This window comes from Gardnerella sp. DNF00109 (assembly GCF_049262845.1).
GTDB lineage: Bacteria > Actinomycetota > Actinomycetes > Actinomycetales > Bifidobacteriaceae > Bifidobacterium > Bifidobacterium vaginale.
Map to the genome: position 1 here is coordinate 366,139 of NZ_CP058406.1, position 23,099 is coordinate 389,237.

Consider the following 23,099-nt stretch of genomic DNA (forward strand, 5'->3'; position numbering starts at 1 on the left):
TGCCGCTCTTATACTGTTCGACCAAGAATCACCCAGCCCTCTTACGAGTCTGAACAATTGCGTAGCTTTCATCTCTGAGATTCTCGATTTTTCTTCTTCATTCGACGAATCACCATTTCATGCTGAGGTTCATCTCATTCAGTGCGAAAAATCTCGAATCTCTACTTCATTTGGTGTATTCCTGTAGTGCGTTTGTACCTGATTTACGGCGTGTCGCTATACAATCGCACTACATAAATATTAAGTCAATAATGTGCTATGAATCGCTGAAGCGCTGAAGCACTACAAAAAGCGCGTAGGCTAACTAACTAAGCGACGACTATTTGCGCTATTTGCTCTGACCCTTGCCGAATGCGCGCAAGCGGATTCCGTTCCAATCTTCGCTTACGGTTAAAGGAGTTGCAGCATTCATGCCAGCTGTTTTAGCAGCGGATTGCACTGTGCTGGAGCTTGGAGAGCCTTCGCGACCAGGCTTAGGTGTTAGAACCCACATTGGAGCTTCGTCGTCTAACATGTTTGTGGCATCCATAATCGTGTCTGCCAACTCATCCTCATCGTCGCCATCGCGCCACCAAATAATGACGCCGTCAACAGATGAGTCGTAATCTTCATCTACCAGATCTTCTCCAGTAAGATTTTCGATATTGTCGCAGATTGCATCGTCAACGTCATCGTCCCACAGCCACTGCTGTACGATATCTCCAGGTTGGAAGCCAAATTCTTCTGCATGTTGAAAAGCTGTCTGTTCCACGTGACTCAATATATCAAAGTGCCACGAATTTGTGCGATTTTTAAGTTTAGTGCGTGTTTCTTGATAACGGAATGCATATATATTCCGGTTGCATCGAGACACGCCTCAAAAATCGCGAAAATATCCAAAATCACTATATATAGTTTGTTTTTTGAATAAAGTTCCCTAGATATTGTGCAGAGGTTGGGTTATAGTTGAGCAAGTTGTTTTGAATAATGGTCATTATTCAAAACAGGATGGATAACAGGATAAATAAACTGTAGATGTAAGAAAGGTCTGTAGGATGCAGGTCTCTGGTACGACTTTAGAAGACATGACTTTAGAATCGCAGCTAAGCGATGTTGATGTAGAAATGGCTGATTCTATCTCGGATAGTGATTCTTCTAAGAAGTCTCGTGTGCAGGTCGAAAAGCGTGATGGTCGCGTTGTCGATTTTGATCAAATGAACATTATTATGGCAATTAAAGCCGCTTTTAAGGACTTGCGCAAAGAAGTCGGTCCTCAAGAAGAGCAGATGATTCGCGATATTACGGACCATATAGAAGCTGAAATTCAGGATCGTTACAATGGACCTGCAAAGATTGAAGATATTCAGACTCTTGTCGAGCATGGTCTTATTGAAAATCACCTTTACGAAGTTGCGCGTTGCTACACAAGCTATCGTCTAAACCGAGATATTGACCGCGCTAAGGCAACCGATATTAACGAAGCAGTAAATCGTCTTGTAAACCGAGATGAGTCGCTTGTTCGCGAAAACGCCAACAAGGATTCCAATGTTTACGCCACTCAGCGCGATCTTCTTGCAGGCGCTGTTTCCAAGGCTTCCGCGTTTTCTATGCTTCCTCATGCAGTTTCTAACGCGCATATGAAGGGTGATATTCACTTCCATGATGCTGATTATTCGCCATTTACTTGCATGAGCAACTGCTCGCTCCCAGATTTTGGTGATATGCTCGCTAAGGGATTTGCTCTTGGTAACGCAATGATGGATAGCCCAAAGTCTATTGGCACTGCTGCAACTCAGGTTACGCAGATTATTAAGGATATTGCAGGCGCACAGTACGGCGGTCAAACAGTTAATCGTGCAGACGAGATGCTTGAGCCTTATGCTAAGTGCGATTATGATAAGAATCTTGCTATGGCTCATGCCATGATTCCTGATTCTACGCCGATCGAAGTTGCCAAAGATATGATTGACGGTTTGAAAGCTCAGGAGCCTAAGAATCTTCATTGTTCGGATAGGGATCCGCTTCCTGCTGATACTCCTTTTGATGAAAACTTGAGTGAGCTTGATCAGATTCGTGAAATTTACGCAAAGATTATGACGCGCAAGGCGATTTACGATGCTATGCAAACAATGGAATATCAGATTAATTCCAACCGCGTTTCTAACGGTCAGACTCCGTTCGTAACTGTTGGATTTGGTTTGGGTACTTCTTGGTTTGCTCGCGAAATTCAGCGCGCTATCTTACTTAACCGTATTCGTGGACTCGGCAAAGATCGTCATACTGCAATCTTCCCTAAGCTTGTGTTTACTATTAAGCATGGTGTAAACGCAGATGCTGGCGATCCGAACTACGATTTGAAGCAGCTTGCGCTTGAGTGCTCTACTAAGCGCATGTATCCAGATGTTGTGTTCTACGAGAATATTATTAAGATTACTGGCTCCTTTAAGGCTCCTATGGGCTGCCGATCCTTCCTTCAGGGTTGGATTGATCCAAAGACTGGCAAAGACGTGGAAGACGGTCGTATGAATCTTGGCGTTGTGACAGTTAACGTGCCGCGTATTGCGCTGGAGTCTCATGGAGACGTGAACCGATTCTGGAAGCTTTTTAACGAGCGTATGGAAGTGGCTCATCAGGCTCTGCGATTCCGCATTATGCGTTGCAAGCAGGCAACCCCTGTGAATGCTCCAACGCTGTTCCGCTACGGTGCTTTTGGTCGTTTGGAAGCTAACGAAAGCGTGGATCAGCTGTTCCGCAATGAGCGCGCAACTGTGTCTTTGGGCTACATTGGCTTGTATGAGGCTACATCCGTTTTCTTTGGCAAGGATTGGATGCAAGATCACAGTTGGAATGAGGATGGCAAGCAATTTGCGCTTTCTATGGTTCGCCGAATGAATCAGCTTTGCCAGCAGTGGTCAAAGGCTGAAGGCTACCATTATTCCGTTTACTCAACACCTGCTGAGTCTTTGACGGATCGCTTTAACCGCATGGATCGTCAGAAGTTTGGTCGCATTGAAGGCGTTACTGATCACGACTTCTACACTAATTCCTTCCATTACCCAGTGTGGTTGCAGCCAACTCCTATGGAGAAGCTTCGCTACGAGGTTGACTTCCCGTATCTTGCTTCTGGCGGATTTATCAACTACTGTGAGTTCCCGTGCTTGCAGGCAAATCCTAAGGCTTTGGAAGCTGTGTGGGATTATGCTTATAAGATTGGCATTGGCTACTTGGGCACGAATACTCCAATCGACCATTGCTTCGTTTGCGGATTCCAAGGCGATTTTGAGCCGACTAAAGAAGGCTTCCGCTGCCCAGAGTGCGGAAACAGTGACCCAGATAAGTGCAATGTGACTAAGCGCACTTGCGGATACTTGGGCAATCCTGTTCAGCGCCCAATGGTTCATGGACGCCACGAGGAGATTGCTCATCGCGTAAAGCACATGTCGGGCGAAACTGGCCATGTTGTTCTTAATAATGGCGAGTCGCGCGAGTGGTACGAGGAAACCAAGTAGTAGCGTAGAATCGCTTGAAATAACGTTTTAGTTTGTGTTTATTATTTGGTGATATGCAATATATCTAGCCGTTAGAAAATGTTAATAGCATTTTTTGACGGCTGGATTTTATTTTATTTAACAAAAGTGAATACAATCTAACAAAAGTTACTATAATTCAACAAAAGTTTATTTAAGATTATTTAATAAAATATTTAAAGCTAGAGGAGGTGGACTATGGCTCGCATAAGTTTACATGATTTTGCTCCATCAGACGTTAACCGTGGACCGTGGATTCCAACCTCTCTTTCTAACAATCCTCGCGCAGGTCAATGGTCTAGTGAGCGCATGAGCAAGGGGATGGTGGCAGATTATAAGCGATTTCTTATGACAGATGGCGAAGGAATCCGCTGCTCGCTTTACGTTTCTGGCTGCCCATTCCACTGCGTTGAATGCTATAACGAGTCGATTTGGGATTTTCGCGCTGGTCACCCTTATACTCAAAAGCTCGAAGATCAAATTATGGAAGATTTATCGCAGCCTTATGTACAAGGATTGACGCTTCTTGGCGGTGAGCCGCTGCTTAACACTGGTATATTGATTCCACTATGTGAGCGTATTCGAAGCGAATTCGGTAATACAAAAGATATTTGGAGTTGGACTGGTTACACCTGGGAAGAGCTTATGCGACCAGGTGAGACGCCTGACAAACTTGAGTTATTGCGATACATTGACATTCTTGTTGACGGGCGATATATGAAGAATCTTCACGATTCGCTATTGCAATTCCGCGGCTCTAGTAATCAGCGAATTATCGACGTGCCAAAGTCGCTGGAAAATCCACAAAATCCGCCTGTAATCTGGGAAAAGCTTCACGATCAAGAGCGTTTTATTCCATCAATCTACGGCAAGGATCGAGCGCAAGGCGAAGGTGACGCTTCGTAATCCTATTGAATGCGCCACTCATACGATATATTTAACAATGTTTGCGGACGATTATAAGAATGCATACATATACACATGTTAAGCTAAATATAATTAACCTAGTAACATCTGTATTGCAAACTGTCAAAAGAATTATGCTAACTATGCTCATAAATACTGTAACTAAACGATATACAGTTGGGTATGTTTTTTCTTTGCATAAATATAAAAGATAGATTAGTAATATTAATAGGACGAATGCTTGAATGGTGAGACTAACAGTATTAATACAAGTGTTATCGTCTTTTAAGTCCTTTAATTGTTTAAAGAAATAAATAGCTGACGAAATATAACAAAGCAGCGTTATTGGCAGTAGAACTACGTGTTTGCTGTTCATATTGTTCCTCACATAATTGTTGATATTAATTGGAAATTCTCACTGCAAGTCGACACGAATGCCTTTCTGCTGTGCTACAGCGCCAACTATCTTTGTGTTACTCATAAGTTTCTTCTTGGGTGTTGGCTTGAACTTGCAATGGTAGTAAAAAAGACATGGATAATGCTACTGAGCAAGTAAGTATTCTATTAATAGATTTTTATATTCATGACAGTACCTCTTTATACATGCGAATATACATTCTTTCATTATATAATTTTTTATAAGATGAAATCAATCGTTGTTTATAATTTGAATGTGTAGAAGCACTTTTTCGTATGTGATTTGTCTGTATACTACTATGTCAAAGATTCATCTATTTATGCATTTGGTAATGAAGTAACTCAATACGGAAATGCGCCATGCGCAATAGTTAAAATTTGAGAAGTGATATTATTAAACCTACACATTACGTTATATATGGGGAGGAGCACAATGGCGGGGAATTTGAAGGACAATTCGCGAAAAATTAAAAATAATCCTCCTTGTGCATTGCGTACGATTCTATCATCTTTAAAAAAGTACCGTTTTCTTGGCGTTTTAACAGCTGTTACTATTCTCGTTGAAGCTGCTATGCAAATTGAGATCCCTACAGTAATGTCAAATCTTATTGATTTTGGTATTATGTCACGTTCTCAAGAAGCTGTGCAATATTATGGTTTGCAATTGCTTATTTTTGCTGCAATTGCAATGATTGCAGGCGTTGTTTCTGGTATTTGTTGCGCTCATTCTAGTGCTGGTTTTGGTAAAAATTTACGTCACAACATGTTTTCACGCTTACAAAGTTTAAGTTTTTCTGATTTAGATAAGTTTTCTAGCGGTACTGTTGTTACGCGTATGACTAGTGATGTGTCAAATGTGCAATTTGCTTACCAAATGATTATTCGCTCTGGTATTCGCAGCGTTATGATTATCATCACTGCTTGGTGGTTTACTTTTTCAATTAGCCCTGCTATCTCGTGGGTTTTTCTTTCATTTGTGCCTATTATTGCTGCAATTGGCGCTGTTGGAGCTAGTATAGTTGCTCCAGCATTTTCTCGAATTTATCGAATGATTGACGAGATGAATAATAGAGTTGGCGAGAATTTGCATAATATTCGCGTCGTAAAGTCTTATGTGCGTTCTGATTATGAAATAAGTCGTTTTACGCGTATTTCACATAAAATCTATGATTATTTTATTAAAGCTGAGTATGTGTTAAATTGTAGTATTCCTTTGTTTAACTTATGTTTTTATTCTGGCATGCTACTTATTGCGTGGTTGGCTTCGCACGAAATTGTGGCTTCAGGAAATAATCCTGCTTTTGGTTTAACAACGGGAAATCTTGCTGCATTAGTAGTGTATGCTTTGCAAATTTTGTTTGCTTTAGCGAATTTAGTTGCAGTGTTTGTAATGTCGTTAACAGCTCGAGCTTCGATGCATCGTATTTCACATGTTTTGCAATCTCGAAATACTGAAGTTGTTTCCAAGCATCCACTTACAAAGCTTTCTGACGCTTCTGTGCGTTTTGAAAATGTTTCGTTACGCTATCCTCAATCAGATAATACAGATGAATCCACTCCAGCAGAACAGGAAATTTTACATGATATAAATATATCTATTCCTTCTGGAGCAACTGTTGGAGTTGTTGGTGCAACGGGATCTGGAAAATCAAGTTTAGTGCAATTAATTGCAAGACTTTATGACGTAACTTCTGGTGCTCTTTTTGTAGGCGGAAAAGATATTCGCGATTATGATTCTTCTAGTTTGCGTGAAGAAGTTGGTGTTGTTCTACAAAAAAATATTTTGTTTAGTGGCACAATTGCAGAAAATCTTCGCTGGGGTAGGGCGGAAGCAAGCGATAATGATTTGCGTCAAGCTTGCGAAATTGCTTGTGCTGATGAGTTTATTAAAGATTTACCAGACGGCTACAATACGCATATTGACCAGGGTGGTAAGAATGTTTCCGGTGGTCAGCGACAGCGTTTGTGCATTGCGCGCGCACTTTTGAGGAAGCCGAAAATTTTAATCCTCGACGACTCGATGAGTGCGGTTGATATGAAAACGGATAGTAAAATTCGCGATGGCTTGAAAAAGTTTATGCCTGATTCTACGCAAATTATCGTTGCTCAGCGCATATCTTCAATCGAACATGCGGATATTATTGTTGTTCTTAAAGATGGTCGTGTTGTTGCTAACGGTTCGCATGATGAATTATTTAAATCTTGTGAAATTTACAGAAATATGGTGGTTTCTCAAGAAAAAAGTCGAATAACTAGCGCAACTAAAGAAGAAGGAGCTAAATAACAATGGCTAATAATAAAACGGCTCACTCTTCTAAAAATGATTCAGCTATTAGTTGGAAAACTCTTAGCAGACTTGCCTCTTATGTGCTTGTGTATCGAGTTAAAATTTGCGTAATTATTGCATCAATAATAGTTAGTGCAATCGTGCAAGCTGCAAGTGCAATGTTTTTGCAATCTCTTGTTGACTCGTATATTCTTCCGCTTGTCGGTAAGCATAATCAGGATTGGACGCCTCTTGTTCGCATGATTATTCTGATGGCAAGTGTTTACGCTGTTGGTGTGTTTTGTTCTTGGCTTTGGAGCAGGCTTGTTGCGAATATATCTGAAAGTGTTATGCGTGATTTGCGAGATTCTATGTTTAAGCATCAGCAGAAGCTTTCATTGCGTTACTTAGATTCTCAAGGTTACGGCGATATTATGAGCCGTTACACAAACGATACTGAGGTTCTTCGTGAGGCAATTTCGTGGGCATTTCCGGACTCTTTTTCTGCACTAATGTCGATTTTGGCAGCGTTTATATCTATTATGTGCCTATCGCTTCCGGTTGCAGTTTTTGTAGCTATATTTACTGCAATGTTGCTTTATTTAGTGCGTTTTATGCTAAAGAAATCTGGCAGTTTATTTGAGCAATTCCAGCATGCATTAGGCGAGTTAAATGAGTTTGTTGAAGAATCTGCAACAGGCAGCAAAGTGATTAAAATTTTTAATCATGAGACAGATTCTATTGAAAAATTAGATAATTGCATAGAAAAAGTGCAAAAAATTTCTGCAAGTGCCAATTCTTATGCGAATAATGTAATGCCTGTTATTAGTAATGCAAGCTATTTGCTTTATGTATTAATTGCTTTACTTGGTGCGTGGGCTGCTTCAGCTGGTTTGCCAACGCTGGGATTATCTGGATCTAGTACTCTTACATTAGGTACGCTTATATCTTTGCTGGCACTTTCGCGCGCATTTATTAACCCTATTGGCGAAATTACAATGCAAGCTAACGCACTTATGATGGCTCTTGCAGGAGCTTCTCGTATTTTTGAGTTACTTGATGAAAAGCCAGAACTTGATTCTGGCAGTGTGCAATTAGTTAAAGTGCGTGTACTTCAGTCTGCTGAAGATCTTGGAGAAAAATCAGAATTTGATGTGCTTGAAGAAGTAGACGAACAATCTGAAGGAAACAATATTTATTGGGCTTGGAAAAGGTCAAAGCAAGATAATGGCACTAAAGCTAAAAAGTGCGCTCAAAACTTAAGTGAAATGGCTCAAGAGATTGTGTGCCATGCAAAGCGAGATGCTCGCACTTCTAAGGATGGCCGCTATACTTTGCTTCGAGGCGACGTGCGTTTTACGGATGTTGTGTTTGGCTACAAAGAAGATCATCCAGTTTTGCACGATATTACGTGGTTTGCAAAACCTGGTCAAAAAGTTGCTCTTGTTGGAGCTACAGGTGCTGGAAAAACTACTATTGCTAACCTTCTTACGCGTTTTTACGACATTGATGATGGGCAAATTTTGTATGATGGCATTGACGTGCGCGATATTTGCAAAACGGATTTGCGTCACGCTATTGGCACTGTTTTGCAAGATGTGAATTTATTTACTGGCACAATAATGGACAATATTCGTTATGGAAATCTTGATGCTAGCGACGAAGATTGTATTCAAGCTGCAAAATTGGCTCATGCTGACGCGTTTATTTCTCATCTTCCTGACGGATACAATACGCAGCTTAACAATGGCGGTGAAGGGCTTTCTCAAGGTCAGAAGCAGCTTATTTCTATTGCTCGTGCTGCAGTAGAAAATCCGCCTGTGTTGATTCTCGATGAAGCAACTTCATCGATTGACACGCATACTGAAGAATTAGTTCAGCGTGGAATGGATTCTTTGATGGAAGGGCGCACTGTATTTGTAATCGCTCACAGACTGTCCACAGTGCGCAATTCTGATGTGATTATGGTGCTGGATCACGGTCGCATTATTGAACGCGGTTCGCATGAGGAATTATTGGCAAAACGTGGGGAGTATTATCAGCTTTGCACTGGAGCTGCTGAGCTTGAATAATAGCTTGATTTTGTGCTGCAACACGCCGAACACGCGCGGCACTTGCATTTTGCTAAGGATTCTGTAAGATAGTGACTCGGCTGTTCGAGAGAACAAAGCCACGGCCCCGTAGCTCAGTTGGTTAGAGCGCCGCCCTGTCACGGCGGAGGTCACCGGTTCAAGTCCGGCCGGGGTCGCGATTAATAGAATACCCGGTTCGCCGGGTTTTTTATTCATCATGGCTCTGTAGCTCAGTTGGTAGAGCGAACGACTGAAAATCGTTAGGTCAGCGGATCGATCCCGCTCGGAGCCACTGTCAGAATAAGCGTTAGAAGTGTTTGATTGCTTCTAGCGCTTTTTGTTTTTGCGTCTTACCTACATTATCCATCCTCACCCTGTTTTGCTGCTTTGATACCATACGATGAGTTGATATTATGAGTCGTAGTTTAACAATTTTATGTGAATAGAAGTGGAATAAAGTGGAAGAATCTCAAATAGTAAATTTGCAATCTGACGAATTAGAATCCAATATTTTGGAATCTGATGAATTGAATTGTATGAATAAGCATAAAAACAATAAAGATGATAAAGACAATGGTTCTGCTAGAGTAATTCTTTCTTTTGTAAGAAGGTCTGCTCGTTTGGATGCGCGTCTTGAGCGAGCAAAAGAGCGATATTCAAGCCAATATTTATTAAATGTTGAAGATAGTTTAGGGTCTTTACGTGTAAAAAGCGATTTGCTGGTAGACTCCAACTGGGTTGCTAAAAATTGGGGTAATTCGAATCCTCTTATTGTAGAAATAGGATCTGGTCAGGGCGAAAATATTGTAGCTGCAGCCGAATCAAATCCAAATATTAATTTTCTTGCACTAGAAGTTTATGATCCAGGAGTGGCACACACAATGCTATTAGCTGGAAAACAGGGTGTAGAAAATCTTAGAATAGCGCAAGTTAATGCACCTGATTTTCTAGCTTCATGCTCTAATGGTGTTTTGAAAGAAGTTTGGACTTTCTTCCCAGATCCATGGCCTAAAATGAGACATCACAAGCGTAGGATTGTGCAGCCGTCTTTGGCAGATGCGGTGCATAACGCACTTATTGATAAAGGCATTTGGAGAATTGCTACGGATATTGAGGATTATGCACTACATGTTCATGAAGTTATGGATGAACGAGAAGATTTTGAAAATACTGGAAAGTTACAAGTAAGTTTGCCGATTGAGCATGTTGGTAAGGGCAATGCTCAAGATGCTAAAGATTTACCTCATGCTGATTTCGCGGAATCTGTAAGATTTGAAGGTAGGGTTTTGACGAATTTTGAGCGTAAAGGATTAGAAGCAGGTAGAAAAATTCATGATTTGACTTATGTTGCTAAATGAGTGACAAAATGATTCAACACGCCGTAATTTGCTATGTGAGTTTATGAGTGTTAATATCATATGGTTTGGTTAAAGCCCCCTTCGTCTAACGGTTAGGACACCAGACTTTCAATCTGACAACAAGAGTTCGACTCTCTTAGGGGGTACAAATTCTAAGCCACTTAGTTTGCTAAGTGGCTTTTTGATTATCAATGTATTGTTGCAAGTAGTGATTTCAGGGTAGCGATTACCCCGATTACCCGTAATTCAACCAAAGTTAATTGCAAATAAGAAATAAGATTATGTCAGTGGTCAGTGGCGCGTTTAGTGGCATGCAGGGTAAAATAATGAACAGCGTGTGTTTACAAGATTATTTGTAGATAATATACAAAATGTGTAAATAGCAATGACTATTAGTTAGACGAAAGAGGCTGGTTATGCCAAATATGTTCGGAACAGATGGTGTTAGGGGATTAGCCAATCGAGATTTAACCGCGCAGCTTGCGTTGGATTTAGGAGATGCTGCAGTACGTGTTTTAGGTGAAGCAACGCATAGTAGCGAGTCGCATAACGAAGATGCAGGGAAGAAAATGCATGCTCGACGCAGAGCGTTGGTTGGGCGAGATACTAGAGTTTCTGGAGACTTTTTAGCATCGGCTTTGGCTGCTGGAATGAGTGCAGGTGGTTTTGATGTGATCGATGCTGGCATAATACCAACTCCTGGCGTGGCTTTTCTAACTTCTGTGCTCAATGTAGAAATGGGAGCTGTGATCTCTGCTTCGCATAACCCAATGCCAGATAACGGCATTAAGTTCTTTGCACGTGGAGGCTTTAAACTTCCAGATAGCAAAGAAGACGAGATTGAGGCTGTTTTAGGAAAAGAATGGCAGCGCCCTACAGGCAGCGGCGTTGGACGAATCAGCCACGATACTATTACCGCAACAAACCTTTACATCGATCACCTCGTTTCTTCTGTTGCTCCATTAAACAGCGAAACATCAACACGTCCAAAACCTCTTTCGGGATTAAGAGTTGTGGCAGACTGCGCAAATGGTGCAACGTCTGTAGTAGCACCAGAAGCATTGCGCAGAGCAGGCGCAGAAGTAATAGTAATTAACGCTTCTCCAGATGGATACAATATTAACGATCACGCAGGTTCCACACATCCAGAACAATTGCAAGCTATGGTTAAGGCGTCTAACGCCGATTTAGGAGTAGCTTTCGATGGTGATGCAGACCGTTGCCTAGCTGTAGACGAAAAAGGAAACATGGTTAATGGCGACCAAATTATGGGCATTCTTGCGCGTTCTAAGAAAGCCGAAGGCAAGTTGAATCATAATACTCTTGTTGTTACAGTAATGAGCAATCTTGGATTAAAGCTTGCGCTAAAAGACATGGGTATTTCCACTGTTCAAACAAGCGTCGGAGACCGCTACGTTCTAGAAGAGATGCTTAGAGGCGATTATTCTCTTGGCGGTGAACAGTCGGGTCATGTGATTAATCGCGAGTTTGCAACCACGGGAGATGGCACACTTACAGCACTTACGCTGTGTCGCGAGGTTGTGCGCGAAGGCAAGAAGCTTTCGCAAATGGCTGCCGACTTCCCTCAGCTTCCGCAATGCTTAGTCAATGTGCCGAATGTAGATAAGATGGCAGCTAAAACTAATGCTGCTGTTCTTAAAGCGGTAGAAAAAGAAAGCGCGCTTTTGGGAGATACGGGGCGCGTTCTTCTTCGACCAAGCGGAACAGAACCACTTGTGCGCGTTATGTGTGAAGCTGCAACGCAAGAGCAAGCAGATGAGGTTTGTGCACGACTTGCGCAAGTTGTAACTGATAATCTTAAGCTGTAGCGCTCGCGCGACGACCTACCTTTTCGCTTAGAGCGTAGCGCGAAAAGGTAATTCGGAGCGCTGAGCTTGCTTAAGGTTGAAAGCACGGTGTGCTTTCAACGCAAGCGAAGACGTTCGCGCGGCTAATCCGCGCGAACGACATGATTAACTTTTCAGCTTTTTGTAGCTCGACACGCTGATCATGACTACAAAAAACAGATAACCTTGATATACTAATCCTTTTGGTATTGTTGTTTGAGCGTATGTGATTTAGCAACAATAATCAAAGTTGGCTTTGTAAATTACTTTAGAAGTTTTGTAGAATTAGCCTTGGTAAAGGAGCCCTATGTTTACGCATCACGCAAGTGTTGATACTAAGCTTAGCCGCGCGGTGGAGCGCCTTTTAGATTCCGCTACAGACGATGGCGTGCTATCTATAGTTCAAGCAGGAGAGCCTGTGTTAAGACAACGAACAGTGGCTTACGATGGTCAGCTAACGCGTGCTACTCTTAATAAGCTTATTTCGCTTATGCACAGCACTATGTTAGATGCACCAGGAGTTGGCTTAGCTGCTCCGCAAATTGGTTTAGGTCTTGCAATTGCTGTTGTAGAAGACCATGTTCGAGACGATGCAGATGATCCTAGGGATATTGCAGAATTGCCATTTAGGGCGATCATAAATCCCCACTATGAACCAATTGGAACACAAACACGCAGTTTTTACGAAGGATGCTTGAGTGTTGCAGGATATCAGGCGGTTCGTCAGCGTTGGTTAGATATTCAAGCTACATGGCAAGATGAAGATGGTAAGCAGCATTCTGAACGTTTACATGGTTGGCCAGCGCGAATCTTCCAGCATGAAACAGATCATTTACGCGGAGAGCTTTATATTGATCGTGCTGAGATGCGCTCGCTTTCTACAGATGAAAATCTTGAGGATTATTGGTCTGATGAGGCTGTTCCTGTAACTGCTGCTAGAACACTCGGTTTTGCGATTTAAAATAAAAGACGAATGCAAAATAAAATCCCCCACAAGTTTTCTTGCGGGGGATTTTATTAATCACAAATATCAGATATGGAAGTAAAGCTCATACTCGAGTGGCGTTGGAGCCAAACGAGCCATATCCATCTCTTCATGCTTTAGATTAAGCCAAGTTTCAATCAAGTCGCTAGTAAACACATCTCCTTGCATAAGGAAGTCGTGATCTTCTTCCAAAGCTTGCAAAGCCTCACCAAGCGAAGAAGGAACTTGCTTAATGCCGTCATGCTCTTCTGGAGGAAGCTCGTAGAGATCTTTATCAACAGGAGCAGGAGGCTCAATGTGGTTCATAATGCCGTCTAAGCCAGCCATAAGCTGAGCAGAGAACGCTAAGAATGGATTGCAGGAAGGATCCGGAGCGCGGAACTCAATACGCTTAGCAGAAGGAGCCTCACCAGCAAGAGGAATACGAATAGCTGCAGAACGGTTACGAGCAGAGTAAACCAAGTTGACTGGGGCTTCGTATCCTGGAACAAGGCGGTGGTAAGAGTTAAGTGAAGGATTTGTAAAAGCGAGCACAGAAGACGCGTGCTTAATTAAGCCGCCAATGTACCAACGCGCAATATCGGAAAGCTGAGCATAACCAGTTTCCGCATAGAACAATGGCTTACCATCCTTCCAAAGCGACTGATGGCAGTGCATGCCAGTGCCGTTATCTCCAGCAATTGGCTTTGGCATAAATGTTGCAGCCTTACCAGCCAAAGCAGCAGTCTCGTGAACAACGTACTTGTATTTCATTAAGTCGTCGCCAGCATGAACAAGCGTATTGTAACGGTAGTTGATTTCCTGCTGACCTGCGCCGCCAACCTCATGGTGAGAACGCTCAAGAATCAAGCCAACCTTTTGAAGGTTGTAAACCATGTCGTCGCGCAAGTCTTGATTATGATCAACAGGTGGAACAGGGAAGTAGCCGTGCTTTACGCGATTCTTAAAACCAATGTTGTTGCTGCCATCATCTTCAGTATCAATGCCAGAATTCCATGGAGCTTCGTTGGAATCCACCTCGTAGAAGGAGCGTTGCATGTCGTTTGCAAAACGCACCTTGTCAAAAATGAAGAACTCGGCTTCTGGAGCAAAGCTTGCGGTATCGGCAATGCCAGTTGCCTTTAAGTAGGCTTCGGCTTTAATTGCCACTTGGCGAGGGTCCCTAGAATAAGGCTCGTCTGTTACAGGATCCACAATCGAAAAAGCAACATTCAAAGTCTTATGCTTGCGGAATGGGTCAATGTATGCGGTGTCTACGTCTGGAATCAGCTTCATATCGGACTCGTTAATAGCTTGGAATCCTTGCATAGAAGAGCCGTCGAAAGCCATCCCATCTGTAAAAGCGCTGTTTAAGAACTCGCTTGCAGGCACAGTAAAATGCTGCTGAACGCCAATCAAATCGGTAAATCGAACTGATACGTATTCAATGCCTTCTTGCTTAATCAAAGCTTCGGCATCTTCTTTAGTTTGTAAAGTGGTCATGCACAATCCTTTCGTAAAAATCTCAGTAAATAGTTTAGATTGTTGCATAAGATTTTGGATTTCAGCGACTCGACTATCTGGTTACGATTGTGTTACACGCTACTTATTTGTGTTTATATGCACAAAACATGCAAGCGGCTCGTGCTCCCACGTTATAAAGTACAATGTATTTTATGAATACTAAAGAACAACATGAAGGCAGTATAGATAATCACAGCACAAGTGCAAAGCTTGATTTATCCGCGATTTTCCCAGCCAAAGGGGATGATAGGCGCCCGCCAGATTGGCTTAGCCGCGCGCTTATGTATGCTGTTATTGCAGCGTTCGTAGCGATTTTTGTATGGTTTGCTTGGGGAAATATCGCCTTTATAGTCTTCGATGTTGTAGTATCCATTTTTATAGCGTTGGCAATTGAACCTCTTGTTGTGCGGCTCATAAAACACGGGTGGAGTAGAGCTTTTGCATCTTTGGCAAGCTTGTTTGGGCTGCTTGTAATAGTTATTTTGCTTCTTGTGCTTTTTGGTAATCTTTTTGTGCAACAAGCAGTTTCCATGGTTTTAGGTCTACCTGATTTATACAACCAGTTTGCCCATTTTGTACTAAATTCCACTGGTTTCAAAATGCCAAACATTGAGCAACTCGGCATGGAAATTCTTAAACACGTTCAAACCTCTTGGGTTGTAGATTTCGCTGGACAAGCAATTAATACAACGTGGGGATTATTGGCGGTTTTGCTTGATTTACTCACTATTCTTATGGTGACCTATTACATTTCTGCAGCTGGTCCTTCTATGCGCAGAAGTGTGTGTAGGCTGTTGAATCCTAAATCTCAGAGGCGATTTTTATTTATCTGGTCCGTTGTACAGGAGCAGATATCAAGCTTCCTATTTTCGCGCACAATTTTGGCAGCTATTAACGCAACGGGTACTGCGATTTTCCTAATATTCATGAATGTTCCATATTGGCTTCCGCTTTCACTGTTTTGTGGAATCGTTTCGCAATTTGTTCCGACAATAGGAACATATTTAGGTGGAGCACTGCCAATTTTATTTGCGTGGGGATCTAATGGTTTTGGATCAGCTATAGCAGTTTTGATTTTTGTGACAATTTATCAACAGATTGAAAACATGGTGATTTCCCCTAAGATTTCCGAAAAAACCATGGACTTAAATCCTGCAGTAGCCTTTTTATCGGTGTTGATTATGGGTGCTGTGTTTGGTGCTCTCGGTGCATTCTTAGCACTTCCAGTAACCGCTAGTTTGCAGGCAATTCTCAAAGTTTGTACAAAACAATACAATCTAGTTTCTTCACCTTTAATGGACGATCCAAAGCCTAATCGTAAATCAATTATGGTTACGAGTGTTGAAACTATAAGAAACAGTTTTGTTAAACCTGTTAAAGATAGTGTGCTTAGAGTTATGAAAGGATCCTCATCTCGAGTATCTATTAACGAAGACATTATGTATTGGTATAAGCAAGCCTATAATTCTTCAGACGAAACTATTGAAAATGAAAATTCAGTTGACGATTCTGGGTATGTTGAAACTATGGCAATTTCACGCGATATTTTAGACGCTGTAAATAAGGATATTGCTAAAAAACGCGCAGAAAATTCAGATTCGGATAAGTCGCAAGCAACCGATCAAGATAAGGAAGAACTAAAGTCAAAAACAAATAAATCTGGTACAATTCCAAACGAAAATAAAAAAGAAAATAAAAAAGCAACAAACTCAAATAGTAATCCACGAAGTGGGTGGAATAAATGATTCTTTTGTCTATTTTCGACGTTTTAGTAATCATAATTGGCGTAAGTAGCGTTGTATATCAAGGTGTTTGCGCAGTCGCATCGCTTGTAGCAAAGCCTATTGTGTTTCCGAAAGCACCAATGGACAAGCATTACGCTGTTCTAATATCCGCGCGCAATGAGGAAGCTGTAATAGGGAACCTCATAAAATGCATACAATCCCAAACTTACGATCAAAAATTAATCGACATTTGGCTAGTCGCCGACAATTGCACCGACAGCACGGCGCAAGTTGGAAGAGAGTACGGGTGCAATGTTATAGAGCGATTCGACAAGCAGCATATTGGCAAAGGCTACGCTTTAAGCTACCTGCTGGATCACATAATGGAGCTTGGAAAAGACAAAGATTACGACGCGTACTTTGTTTTCGATGCCGATAATAAGCTGGATTTGCACTATTTTGAAGAGATGAACAAAGGATTCCATGCAGGATACCAGATTCTAACAAGCTACCGAAACTCAGTGAATTTATCGGATAATTGGGTGTCTTCTGGGTCGGCATTGTGGTTTATACGCGAATCGCGATTTACCAACAATTCGCGCATGCTTTTTGGGTCTAGCTGCCATGCAGGCGGAACAGGATTCATGTTTTCGCGCGAAATCATGCACAGAAATCGCGGGTGGAAATTCCATCTGCTTACAGAAGACCTTGAGTTTACAATGGACTCGATTTTGCACGGCGACAAAGTGGGTTATTGCGGATCGGCGGTTCTCTACGACGAGCAGCCAGTATCGTTTAGGCAAAGCTGGAGACAGAGGTTGCGCTGGAGTAAAGGCTTCTTGCAAGTGTTCCGCTATTACGGAGCAGCTCTTATACGTCACGGAATCCGCGAGCGCGATTTTTCGTCAGTTGACTTTACGCTTATGCTATGCCCGTTTATGGTGCTTGCGATTGTGCGACTCATACTCGGATTTATTTTTGCCGCGTTTGGATTCGTCACTTGGACAAGCCAGATTGACTCGACGCTTAACTTTATAACCACTACTGTCACAAGCGTTTTAGGTATGATGGTGTTTGTTTCGCTTACCATTCTTGTAGAACACGATAAGCTTGGAGCCACTAACAAAGAGCTTTTTGCGTACGCACTAAGCTTCCCTATTTTTATGCTTTCGTACGTGCCGATTGCGTTCCAAGCTGTGTTCTCTAAGAGCGAGTGGAAGCCGATTCATCACACGGGTCGGTAAATCGGAGCGAGCGCGCGAAATTCTCTGTTTGGTGTTGCGCTACTTCCTGTTTGGTGTGTAGGAGGGCTGGGTGTTTCTTGTCTCACAACGCTTCGCCTCTTACGTGTAGTTTGTTGTTGCGGTTGTTCCGATTTGGTTTTGATTTTGTTTTTTGGTTGAAGTTTGTTTGTAGTGGTTGATCATTTGGATTATTTGGTATCGGCTGCCGCTCTTATATTGTTCGACCAAGAATCACCCAGCCCTCCTACGTACTTGAACAATTGCGTATTGCTTAATCACTGAGATTCTCGATTTTTCTTGCTGCTTCAGCGAATCACCATCGGAGGACTGCGGATCGACTTGCATGAGCGCTTAAAGCGTAGCGCGCGAATGCACTTCGATTCGCTGAGCTTGCTCAAAGTTGAAAGCACAGTGTGCTTTCAACGCAAGCGAAGGCGTGAGCGCGGCTAATCCGCGCGAGCGATACGCTTCATCCGCTGCGAAAAATCTCGAATCTCTACCTAGCTCGGTGTAATTTATGCAATCTCGTAGTGCGTTCATACGCAATATATGAGATAATAGAAGCCTTGATGTAAACGTGCGATTGCGCAATAATGTGGCGCAATACGTGCGTTTATCTGTGTATTGCGAGGTTTTTATGGTAGATTCTGTTCCTTCTGCAAATGCGTCTGGCAGTGTTCCAGTTTTTGGCGTAAACGCTTACGACGCTACTAATGAAGAAGTTCCAGCGGTTTCTATTCGCGGATTTGTTAAGACTTTTGGAAAAAAAGTTGCTGTAGATAATCTTTCTTTAGACATTCCAGCAGGCTCTTTCTACGGATTGGTAGGTCCGAACGGTGCTGGCAAAACCACTACGATTAAAATGCTTACGGGCTTGCTTATGCCAGATGCTGGCTCGGCTTCGATTTTTGGCAACGACGTTTGGAGCGACGTAAATAGCGCTAAGCGCTCAATCGGTTTAATGCCACAAGCAGATGAGATTTTTAAGACGATTACTGGTCTTCAGCTTTTAACTTACGCTGGCATGCTTCGCGATATGAGTCGCGCGGAATCCGTAAAGCGTGCAAACGACTTGCTTTCTGCTTTCGATTTAACAGAAGCTGCAAATACTATTGTCTCTGACTATTCAACTGGTATGACTAAGAAGATTTGCCTTGCAACAGCTATGATTCACAGCCCGCGCGTGCTTGTGCTCGATGAGCCTTTTGAGGCAGTGGATCCTGTTTCTAGCGCAAATTTGAAGGATATTCTCGCCGAGTATGTTTCTACTGGCGGTACGGTTATTATTTCTTCGCACGTTATGGAATTGGTTGAAAAAATGTGCTCGCACGTGGCAATCATTAACGAAGGTCATGTTGCAGCTTCTGGCACTCTTGAAGAGGTGGCTCAGGGCAAAGATCTTGAAGATCGCTTTATGGAGCTTGTTGGCGGACGTCACGCTGCTGCACGCATCGACTGGCTTAATGGCGGTAAATCTGATAATGCTCCTGCATCTTCCACCGATCTCAACGCTTAAAAAAGGAGAGCCGTAATGTCTATGATTTTCACAATGGTTCGCCTTCGCTGGGCGCTTACTTTTTCTGTTATGCGAAAGTCAATGTGGCAAAAAATTGGCTTTGGTATAGTCATTGTTTTTGGGCTTGCGATTATATGCGCTCTTGGTTTTGCCGGCTGGCAAACTGGCAAGTACATTGATCCAGGAATGCTTGCAGACGCTAAAAATTGGCAGGAATTCCAACTTGCTCCAATAATGGTTATGTCGATTGTGTCAATTTTTACGCTGTTTATAAACCTGTTTATGTTAGGCAGCGACACAACACTAAAATCGCGCAGTTTTGCGCTTTATGGCATTCCTTACGTAAAGCAGCAAGCTGGCATGCTTCTTGGCTCTCTTTTTGGAGCATTTTCAATAAGCTGCACAATCGCGCTTGCTTTGTGGTCTTTAGCGTACAGAAGCTTTGGAATTGTGCCGGTTTTAGTCAGCGTAATTGCAGCTCCGCTTTACGTTGCAACAATCGTGTCTTTAAGCAAAATGCTTATTGAACTTTTGGATACTATTTTAATAAACAAGCATTCAAGAAACATTTTCTACTTTGCCATTTTTATAGCGTACATGATTTTTGTTGCCACTGTGAATATTGGTAACAAAAATCCAAGCGGAATTGTGCTCGGCTCAAGTTTCTGCGCTGCGTCTGCTTTTACGCCGTTAAGTGCGGCTATGGCTTTGCCTCTTGACGCCATTAATGGCAATTGGCTTGCGCTTGTTATTCGCTTCTTTATTTGCGTTGTAACGATTGCTGTTTGCTTTGCAATATCCGTATTTTGCGCAAAATTAGAGCCGAAGCTACTTCGCGGCGAGCAAAAAACAGTTGTTAAAACTAAAGGAATCGGCTTATTTGCATCAGTTCCAGACAACACAGTTGGTGCGATTATTGCGCGAATTATTAGCGTTATGAGAAGAGACATGCGTCAACTGTTTTTGCTTCTTACGCCGCTTTTTATGCTGATAGTTGCAGGAGGAGCTACTTTCAAAACTAAAGGATTTGCTTCTATGGCACAGGACTTAGGTGTTTCTTGCTGGCTTATCTATGCTGCTTCGCTTATGGGCATGGTTGTTGGAAACAATATTGCATACGATGGCACAGCTTTTACTATGCACGCGATTATTGGTGTAAAAGGCTTGCACGATCGCTTAGCGCACGCAATAGTTTGGTCCGCCATTTGCGCTGTGTATTTTGCGATTCTTGGAGTAGGAGTTTACGTTTTTCTTTTCTTCGTATTAAATGTTCATCAAAGTGTAAATGCAATTCTGTTCCAAACTCTTTCACCAATCGGAATAGCTTTTGCTACCATAGGAATCGGCTTAATCTCTTCGTGCATTGCAATGTACCCTGTATCATCAATCGAAAAGCCATTTTCTAGGCCGCAAGGCTCTGCTGGCGCTAGATCTTTTGCTCCAATAGGTTTTATGCTGCTATCTTTCGTATGCATGATTCCGTCTATTGCTTTGGCTATTGTGTTTGTGGCTATTAACATGAATCTTTTGTGGATTGCAAGCATACTGTTTGTAATAAACGGTGCAATCGTTCTGGTTGTTGGCGTTATTTTGGGCGGTAAAGTGATGGATAAGCGCATAATTCGCATTGTAGAAAACTTGCGCAGATTCGCATCGATTACTGCTTGAGTATTACTGCGCACGCCTTTAAAAATTATGCGCACAAACTTACTCTCGGCATATGCAAGTGTATAGTTTGTATAGTTGTAAAGAATTGCAATTAACTTAAGTACATACACATACAACTTAAGTACATACACATAGGCGGCGTGCGCATGCAAGACGATGAAGACCTTAAGAATCTAGATAACATAGTCGAGATTCCAGAAGATGCTTTCACGTCGAAAGAGGCTAGGGAAAAAGCTGGTTTTAAGTCCAGTTTGCAAACAGTATCGCAAAAAGTATCCTCGCCAACAGTATCGCAAAAAAAGCAAGCCGAAACATTGGATGAATCGCCAGCAACCGAACTTAGTGTAGAAAACCACGCCAATGGCTCTAGGCTAAAAAACCGTTTTCTAGTCTGCTTAATATCGGTAATTGGCGTAATTTCTTTAATGGGTGGCTATATTCTGTTTGATTGCCAAGATATTTTGCAAAATCGTTTTATTAATCAGTTTGAAATTGCTGCGCGTGATCATAAGATTTTTCAAAAGTTAACTAGCCCCAAACCTAAGAGATTAGCTAAATATGCTAGCTTGATTAAGCAGGTGGATAAGAATAAGCCTGTTGACAAGTCATCTGCGGAAAAGATTTTGAAGGAATTTTTTGAATATCCAGGTCTTGGTCCTAATGCTTCAGCTGTTATTGCTGATGCAAACGGAAAGATTATAGCTGCTAAAAATGAAAATCTTGCTTTGCAGCCGGCGTCTACTATGAAAACGCTTACGGCTCTAGCTGCCTCGCATGTTCTAGACATGGGATCGACTCTTTCTACAACAGTTTACGCAAACTATGTTGGAAGCTCTAGAAATGCTGATTCTGCTGTATCTGGAGTGAAAAATGGTTTTGCTAGGCTCGTTCTTCATGGCGGCGGCGATATGCTGATGGGTGCTGCAACCAATGATCCAAATCATGTAAATGGTAGAGCTGGTCTTGAAACCCTTGCTAGCAATACTGTGAATTCGCTTAAAAAACAAGGTGTAAAAGTTGTTGAGCTTGCTGTTGATGATTCCTTGTTTGGAGAGAAACGCTATCCTGATTTGATTCATGAAAATGATGAAGAAGGACGTTTTTATGCGCCAACATCGTCTTTAGCTGTTGATGAAGGCAGAGATCGTAATTTTGCAGCATGGGTGGCTGCTGGCAATGATGCTGATGACCCAGATGATTATCCACTTTTAGATCGGCATCCAGCTGTAAGTACGGGATTAATTTTTGCGAATCTACTCAAAAAATTTGGTATTGACGTGAGAACTTGGAGCACTGATTCTGCAAAAATTGGCAAAACTTCCAAGATTGATGGATTATCATCCATATATGTTAGCTCTAGAAAACCGATGATTTCCTCTGATTTTAAGCAAATAGCCCGCGTTTCTTCTGCTCCACTTAACGAAATTATGGCATATATGCTAAGGCATTCGGACAATTCTATTGCGGAAGAATTTGGTCGTCTTACTGCGCTCGCTATGCGTAAAAGTAATTCTCCAGAAGGTGCCACAGATGCTGTACGCGACGTTTTGCGCGATTTAGGCGTTGATATAAACGGATTACACATGTCTGATTGTTCTGGGCTTTCGCCTAAATCCGCTGTTCGTGCTGTGACTCTTGTGCAAGTTCAGGCTCAGAATCTTAAAATCGGTAAAGGTGCTGCAGCAGCAGAAGGCTTAGCTTTACCTGGTGTATGGTGCACTTCGGCACGCCATCGTTTGTCAGATCCTTCGGCAGCTGGCTTGCTGCGTGTTAAAACTGGTTTTCTGGGTGATGTGTCATCTATGGTTGGCAATGTTTCTAGAAAGTCGGGAGGCGCGCTAACCTTTGCGGTTGTTGTTAATCCTCCTGGAGATGTTAACTACACTTATGTTGGCATTAATAAGATGATGGCCGAGCTGACTAATCTTTAGTGCGCGACGACCTGCCTTTTCGCTTAGAGCGTAGCGCGAAAAGGTAATTCGGAGTGCTGAGCCGCTTAATGCAGAAGCACTGCTTCTGTGCGGCGAAGTCGTTCGCGCGCTGTAACGCGCGAACGACTTACCGAGAATGTTGTTCAAAATGGAAAA

15 protein-coding genes and 3 tRNA genes are annotated in these 23,099 nt (G+C 42.4%); 15 read left to right on the plus strand and 3 right to left on the minus strand.

What is annotated here, in order from left to right; all coding sequences use genetic code 11:
* Window positions 1–328: 328 nt before the first annotated feature.
* A complete protein-coding gene (locus HXT20_RS01375) occupies window positions 329–751 on the minus strand; it encodes a DUF3052 domain-containing protein (RefSeq protein ID WP_004112197.1) in 423 nt (140 codons plus the stop codon).
* Between the two features lie 283 nt (window positions 752–1,034).
* On the opposite strand from HXT20_RS01375, the gene nrdD reads away from it, so the two are divergent.
* From nrdD to HXT20_RS01425, 10 genes are all read left to right on the plus strand, one after another.
* The gene (nrdD, locus tag HXT20_RS01380) at window positions 1,035–3,488 is read left to right on the plus strand and encodes an anaerobic ribonucleoside-triphosphate reductase (RefSeq protein ID WP_004112200.1); all 2,454 of its coding nucleotides are present in this window, start codon (window positions 1,035–1,037) and stop codon (window positions 3,486–3,488) included.
* A gap of 216 nt (window positions 3,489–3,704) precedes the next feature.
* Window positions 3,705–4,412: an anaerobic ribonucleoside-triphosphate reductase activating protein gene (nrdG, locus tag HXT20_RS01385; RefSeq protein ID WP_004574378.1), complete on the plus strand. Its 708-nt coding sequence runs from the start codon at window positions 3,705–3,707 to the stop codon at window positions 4,410–4,412.
* A gap of 850 nt (window positions 4,413–5,262) precedes the next feature.
* Complete coding sequence (locus HXT20_RS01390; protein WP_422114406.1) at window positions 5,263–7,113, plus strand: ABC transporter ATP-binding protein; 1,851 nt, start codon at window positions 5,263–5,265, stop codon at window positions 7,111–7,113.
* 2 nt (window positions 7,114–7,115) lie between these two features.
* Window positions 7,116–9,167, plus strand: coding sequence for an ABC transporter ATP-binding protein (locus tag HXT20_RS01395; RefSeq protein ID WP_004112211.1), 2,052 nt, complete (start codon window positions 7,116–7,118; stop codon window positions 9,165–9,167).
* A gap of 102 nt (window positions 9,168–9,269) precedes the next feature.
* Window positions 9,270–9,343: transfer RNA gene (locus HXT20_RS01400), tRNA-Asp, on the plus strand.
* 43 nt (window positions 9,344–9,386) lie between these two features.
* Window positions 9,387–9,459: transfer RNA gene (locus HXT20_RS01405), tRNA-Phe, on the plus strand.
* Between the two features lie 166 nt (window positions 9,460–9,625).
* Window positions 9,626–10,525, plus strand: a complete 900-nt coding sequence (trmB, locus tag HXT20_RS01410; protein ID WP_004112214.1) for a tRNA (guanosine(46)-N7)-methyltransferase TrmB — start codon at window positions 9,626–9,628, stop codon at window positions 10,523–10,525.
* Between the two features lie 74 nt (window positions 10,526–10,599).
* Window positions 10,600–10,671: transfer RNA gene (locus HXT20_RS01415), tRNA-Glu, on the plus strand.
* A gap of 270 nt (window positions 10,672–10,941) precedes the next feature.
* Window positions 10,942–12,354: a phosphoglucosamine mutase gene (glmM, locus tag HXT20_RS01420; protein ID WP_004112216.1), complete on the plus strand. Its 1,413-nt coding sequence runs from the start codon at window positions 10,942–10,944 to the stop codon at window positions 12,352–12,354.
* A 325-nt stretch (window positions 12,355–12,679) separates the two neighbouring features.
* Window positions 12,680–13,333, plus strand: a complete 654-nt coding sequence (locus HXT20_RS01425) for a peptide deformylase (protein ID WP_004115770.1) — start codon at window positions 12,680–12,682, stop codon at window positions 13,331–13,333.
* A gap of 69 nt (window positions 13,334–13,402) precedes the next feature.
* Here the strand turns inward: HXT20_RS01425 and glnA are convergent, their stop codons facing one another.
* Entirely contained in the window at window positions 13,403–14,839 is a 1,437-nt protein-coding gene (gene glnA, locus HXT20_RS01430; RefSeq protein WP_004112221.1) for a type I glutamate--ammonia ligase, read from the minus strand.
* 173 nt (window positions 14,840–15,012) lie between these two features.
* Here glnA and HXT20_RS01435 point away from each other — a divergent pair, with 173 nt between their 5' ends.
* Together HXT20_RS01435 and HXT20_RS01440 are read left to right on the plus strand one after the other, a co-directional pair.
* A complete protein-coding gene (locus HXT20_RS01435) occupies window positions 15,013–16,605 on the plus strand; it encodes an AI-2E family transporter (RefSeq protein ID WP_422114407.1) in 1,593 nt (530 codons plus the stop codon).
* Window positions 16,602–17,828, plus strand: a complete 1,227-nt coding sequence (locus HXT20_RS01440; protein WP_422114408.1) for a glycosyltransferase family 2 protein — start codon at window positions 16,602–16,604, stop codon at window positions 17,826–17,828. Before HXT20_RS01435 ends, HXT20_RS01440 begins: the two co-directional genes overlap by 4 nt.
* A gap of 351 nt (window positions 17,829–18,179) precedes the next feature.
* On the opposite strand, the gene HXT20_RS01445 is transcribed toward HXT20_RS01440, so the two are convergent.
* Window positions 18,180–18,368, minus strand: coding sequence for a hypothetical protein (locus HXT20_RS01445; protein WP_032837316.1), 189 nt, complete (start codon window positions 18,366–18,368; stop codon window positions 18,180–18,182).
* Window positions 18,369–18,465: 97 nt separating this feature from the next.
* Between HXT20_RS01445 and HXT20_RS01450 the strand changes: the two genes are divergently transcribed.
* From HXT20_RS01450 to HXT20_RS01460, 3 genes are all read left to right on the plus strand, one after another.
* Window positions 18,466–19,344 (plus strand): ABC transporter ATP-binding protein, encoded by an 879-nt coding sequence (locus tag HXT20_RS01450; protein WP_004115766.1) that lies wholly within the window; start codon window positions 18,466–18,468, stop codon window positions 19,342–19,344.
* 15 nt (window positions 19,345–19,359) lie between these two features.
* Window positions 19,360–21,012 (plus strand): hypothetical protein, encoded by a 1,653-nt coding sequence (locus tag HXT20_RS01455; RefSeq protein ID WP_004574925.1) that lies wholly within the window; start codon window positions 19,360–19,362, stop codon window positions 21,010–21,012.
* 146 nt (window positions 21,013–21,158) lie between these two features.
* The gene (locus HXT20_RS01460; protein WP_004112229.1) at window positions 21,159–22,943 is read left to right on the plus strand and encodes a D-alanyl-D-alanine carboxypeptidase/D-alanyl-D-alanine-endopeptidase; all 1,785 of its coding nucleotides are present in this window, start codon (window positions 21,159–21,161) and stop codon (window positions 22,941–22,943) included.
* Window positions 22,944–23,099: the final 156 nt, after the last annotated feature.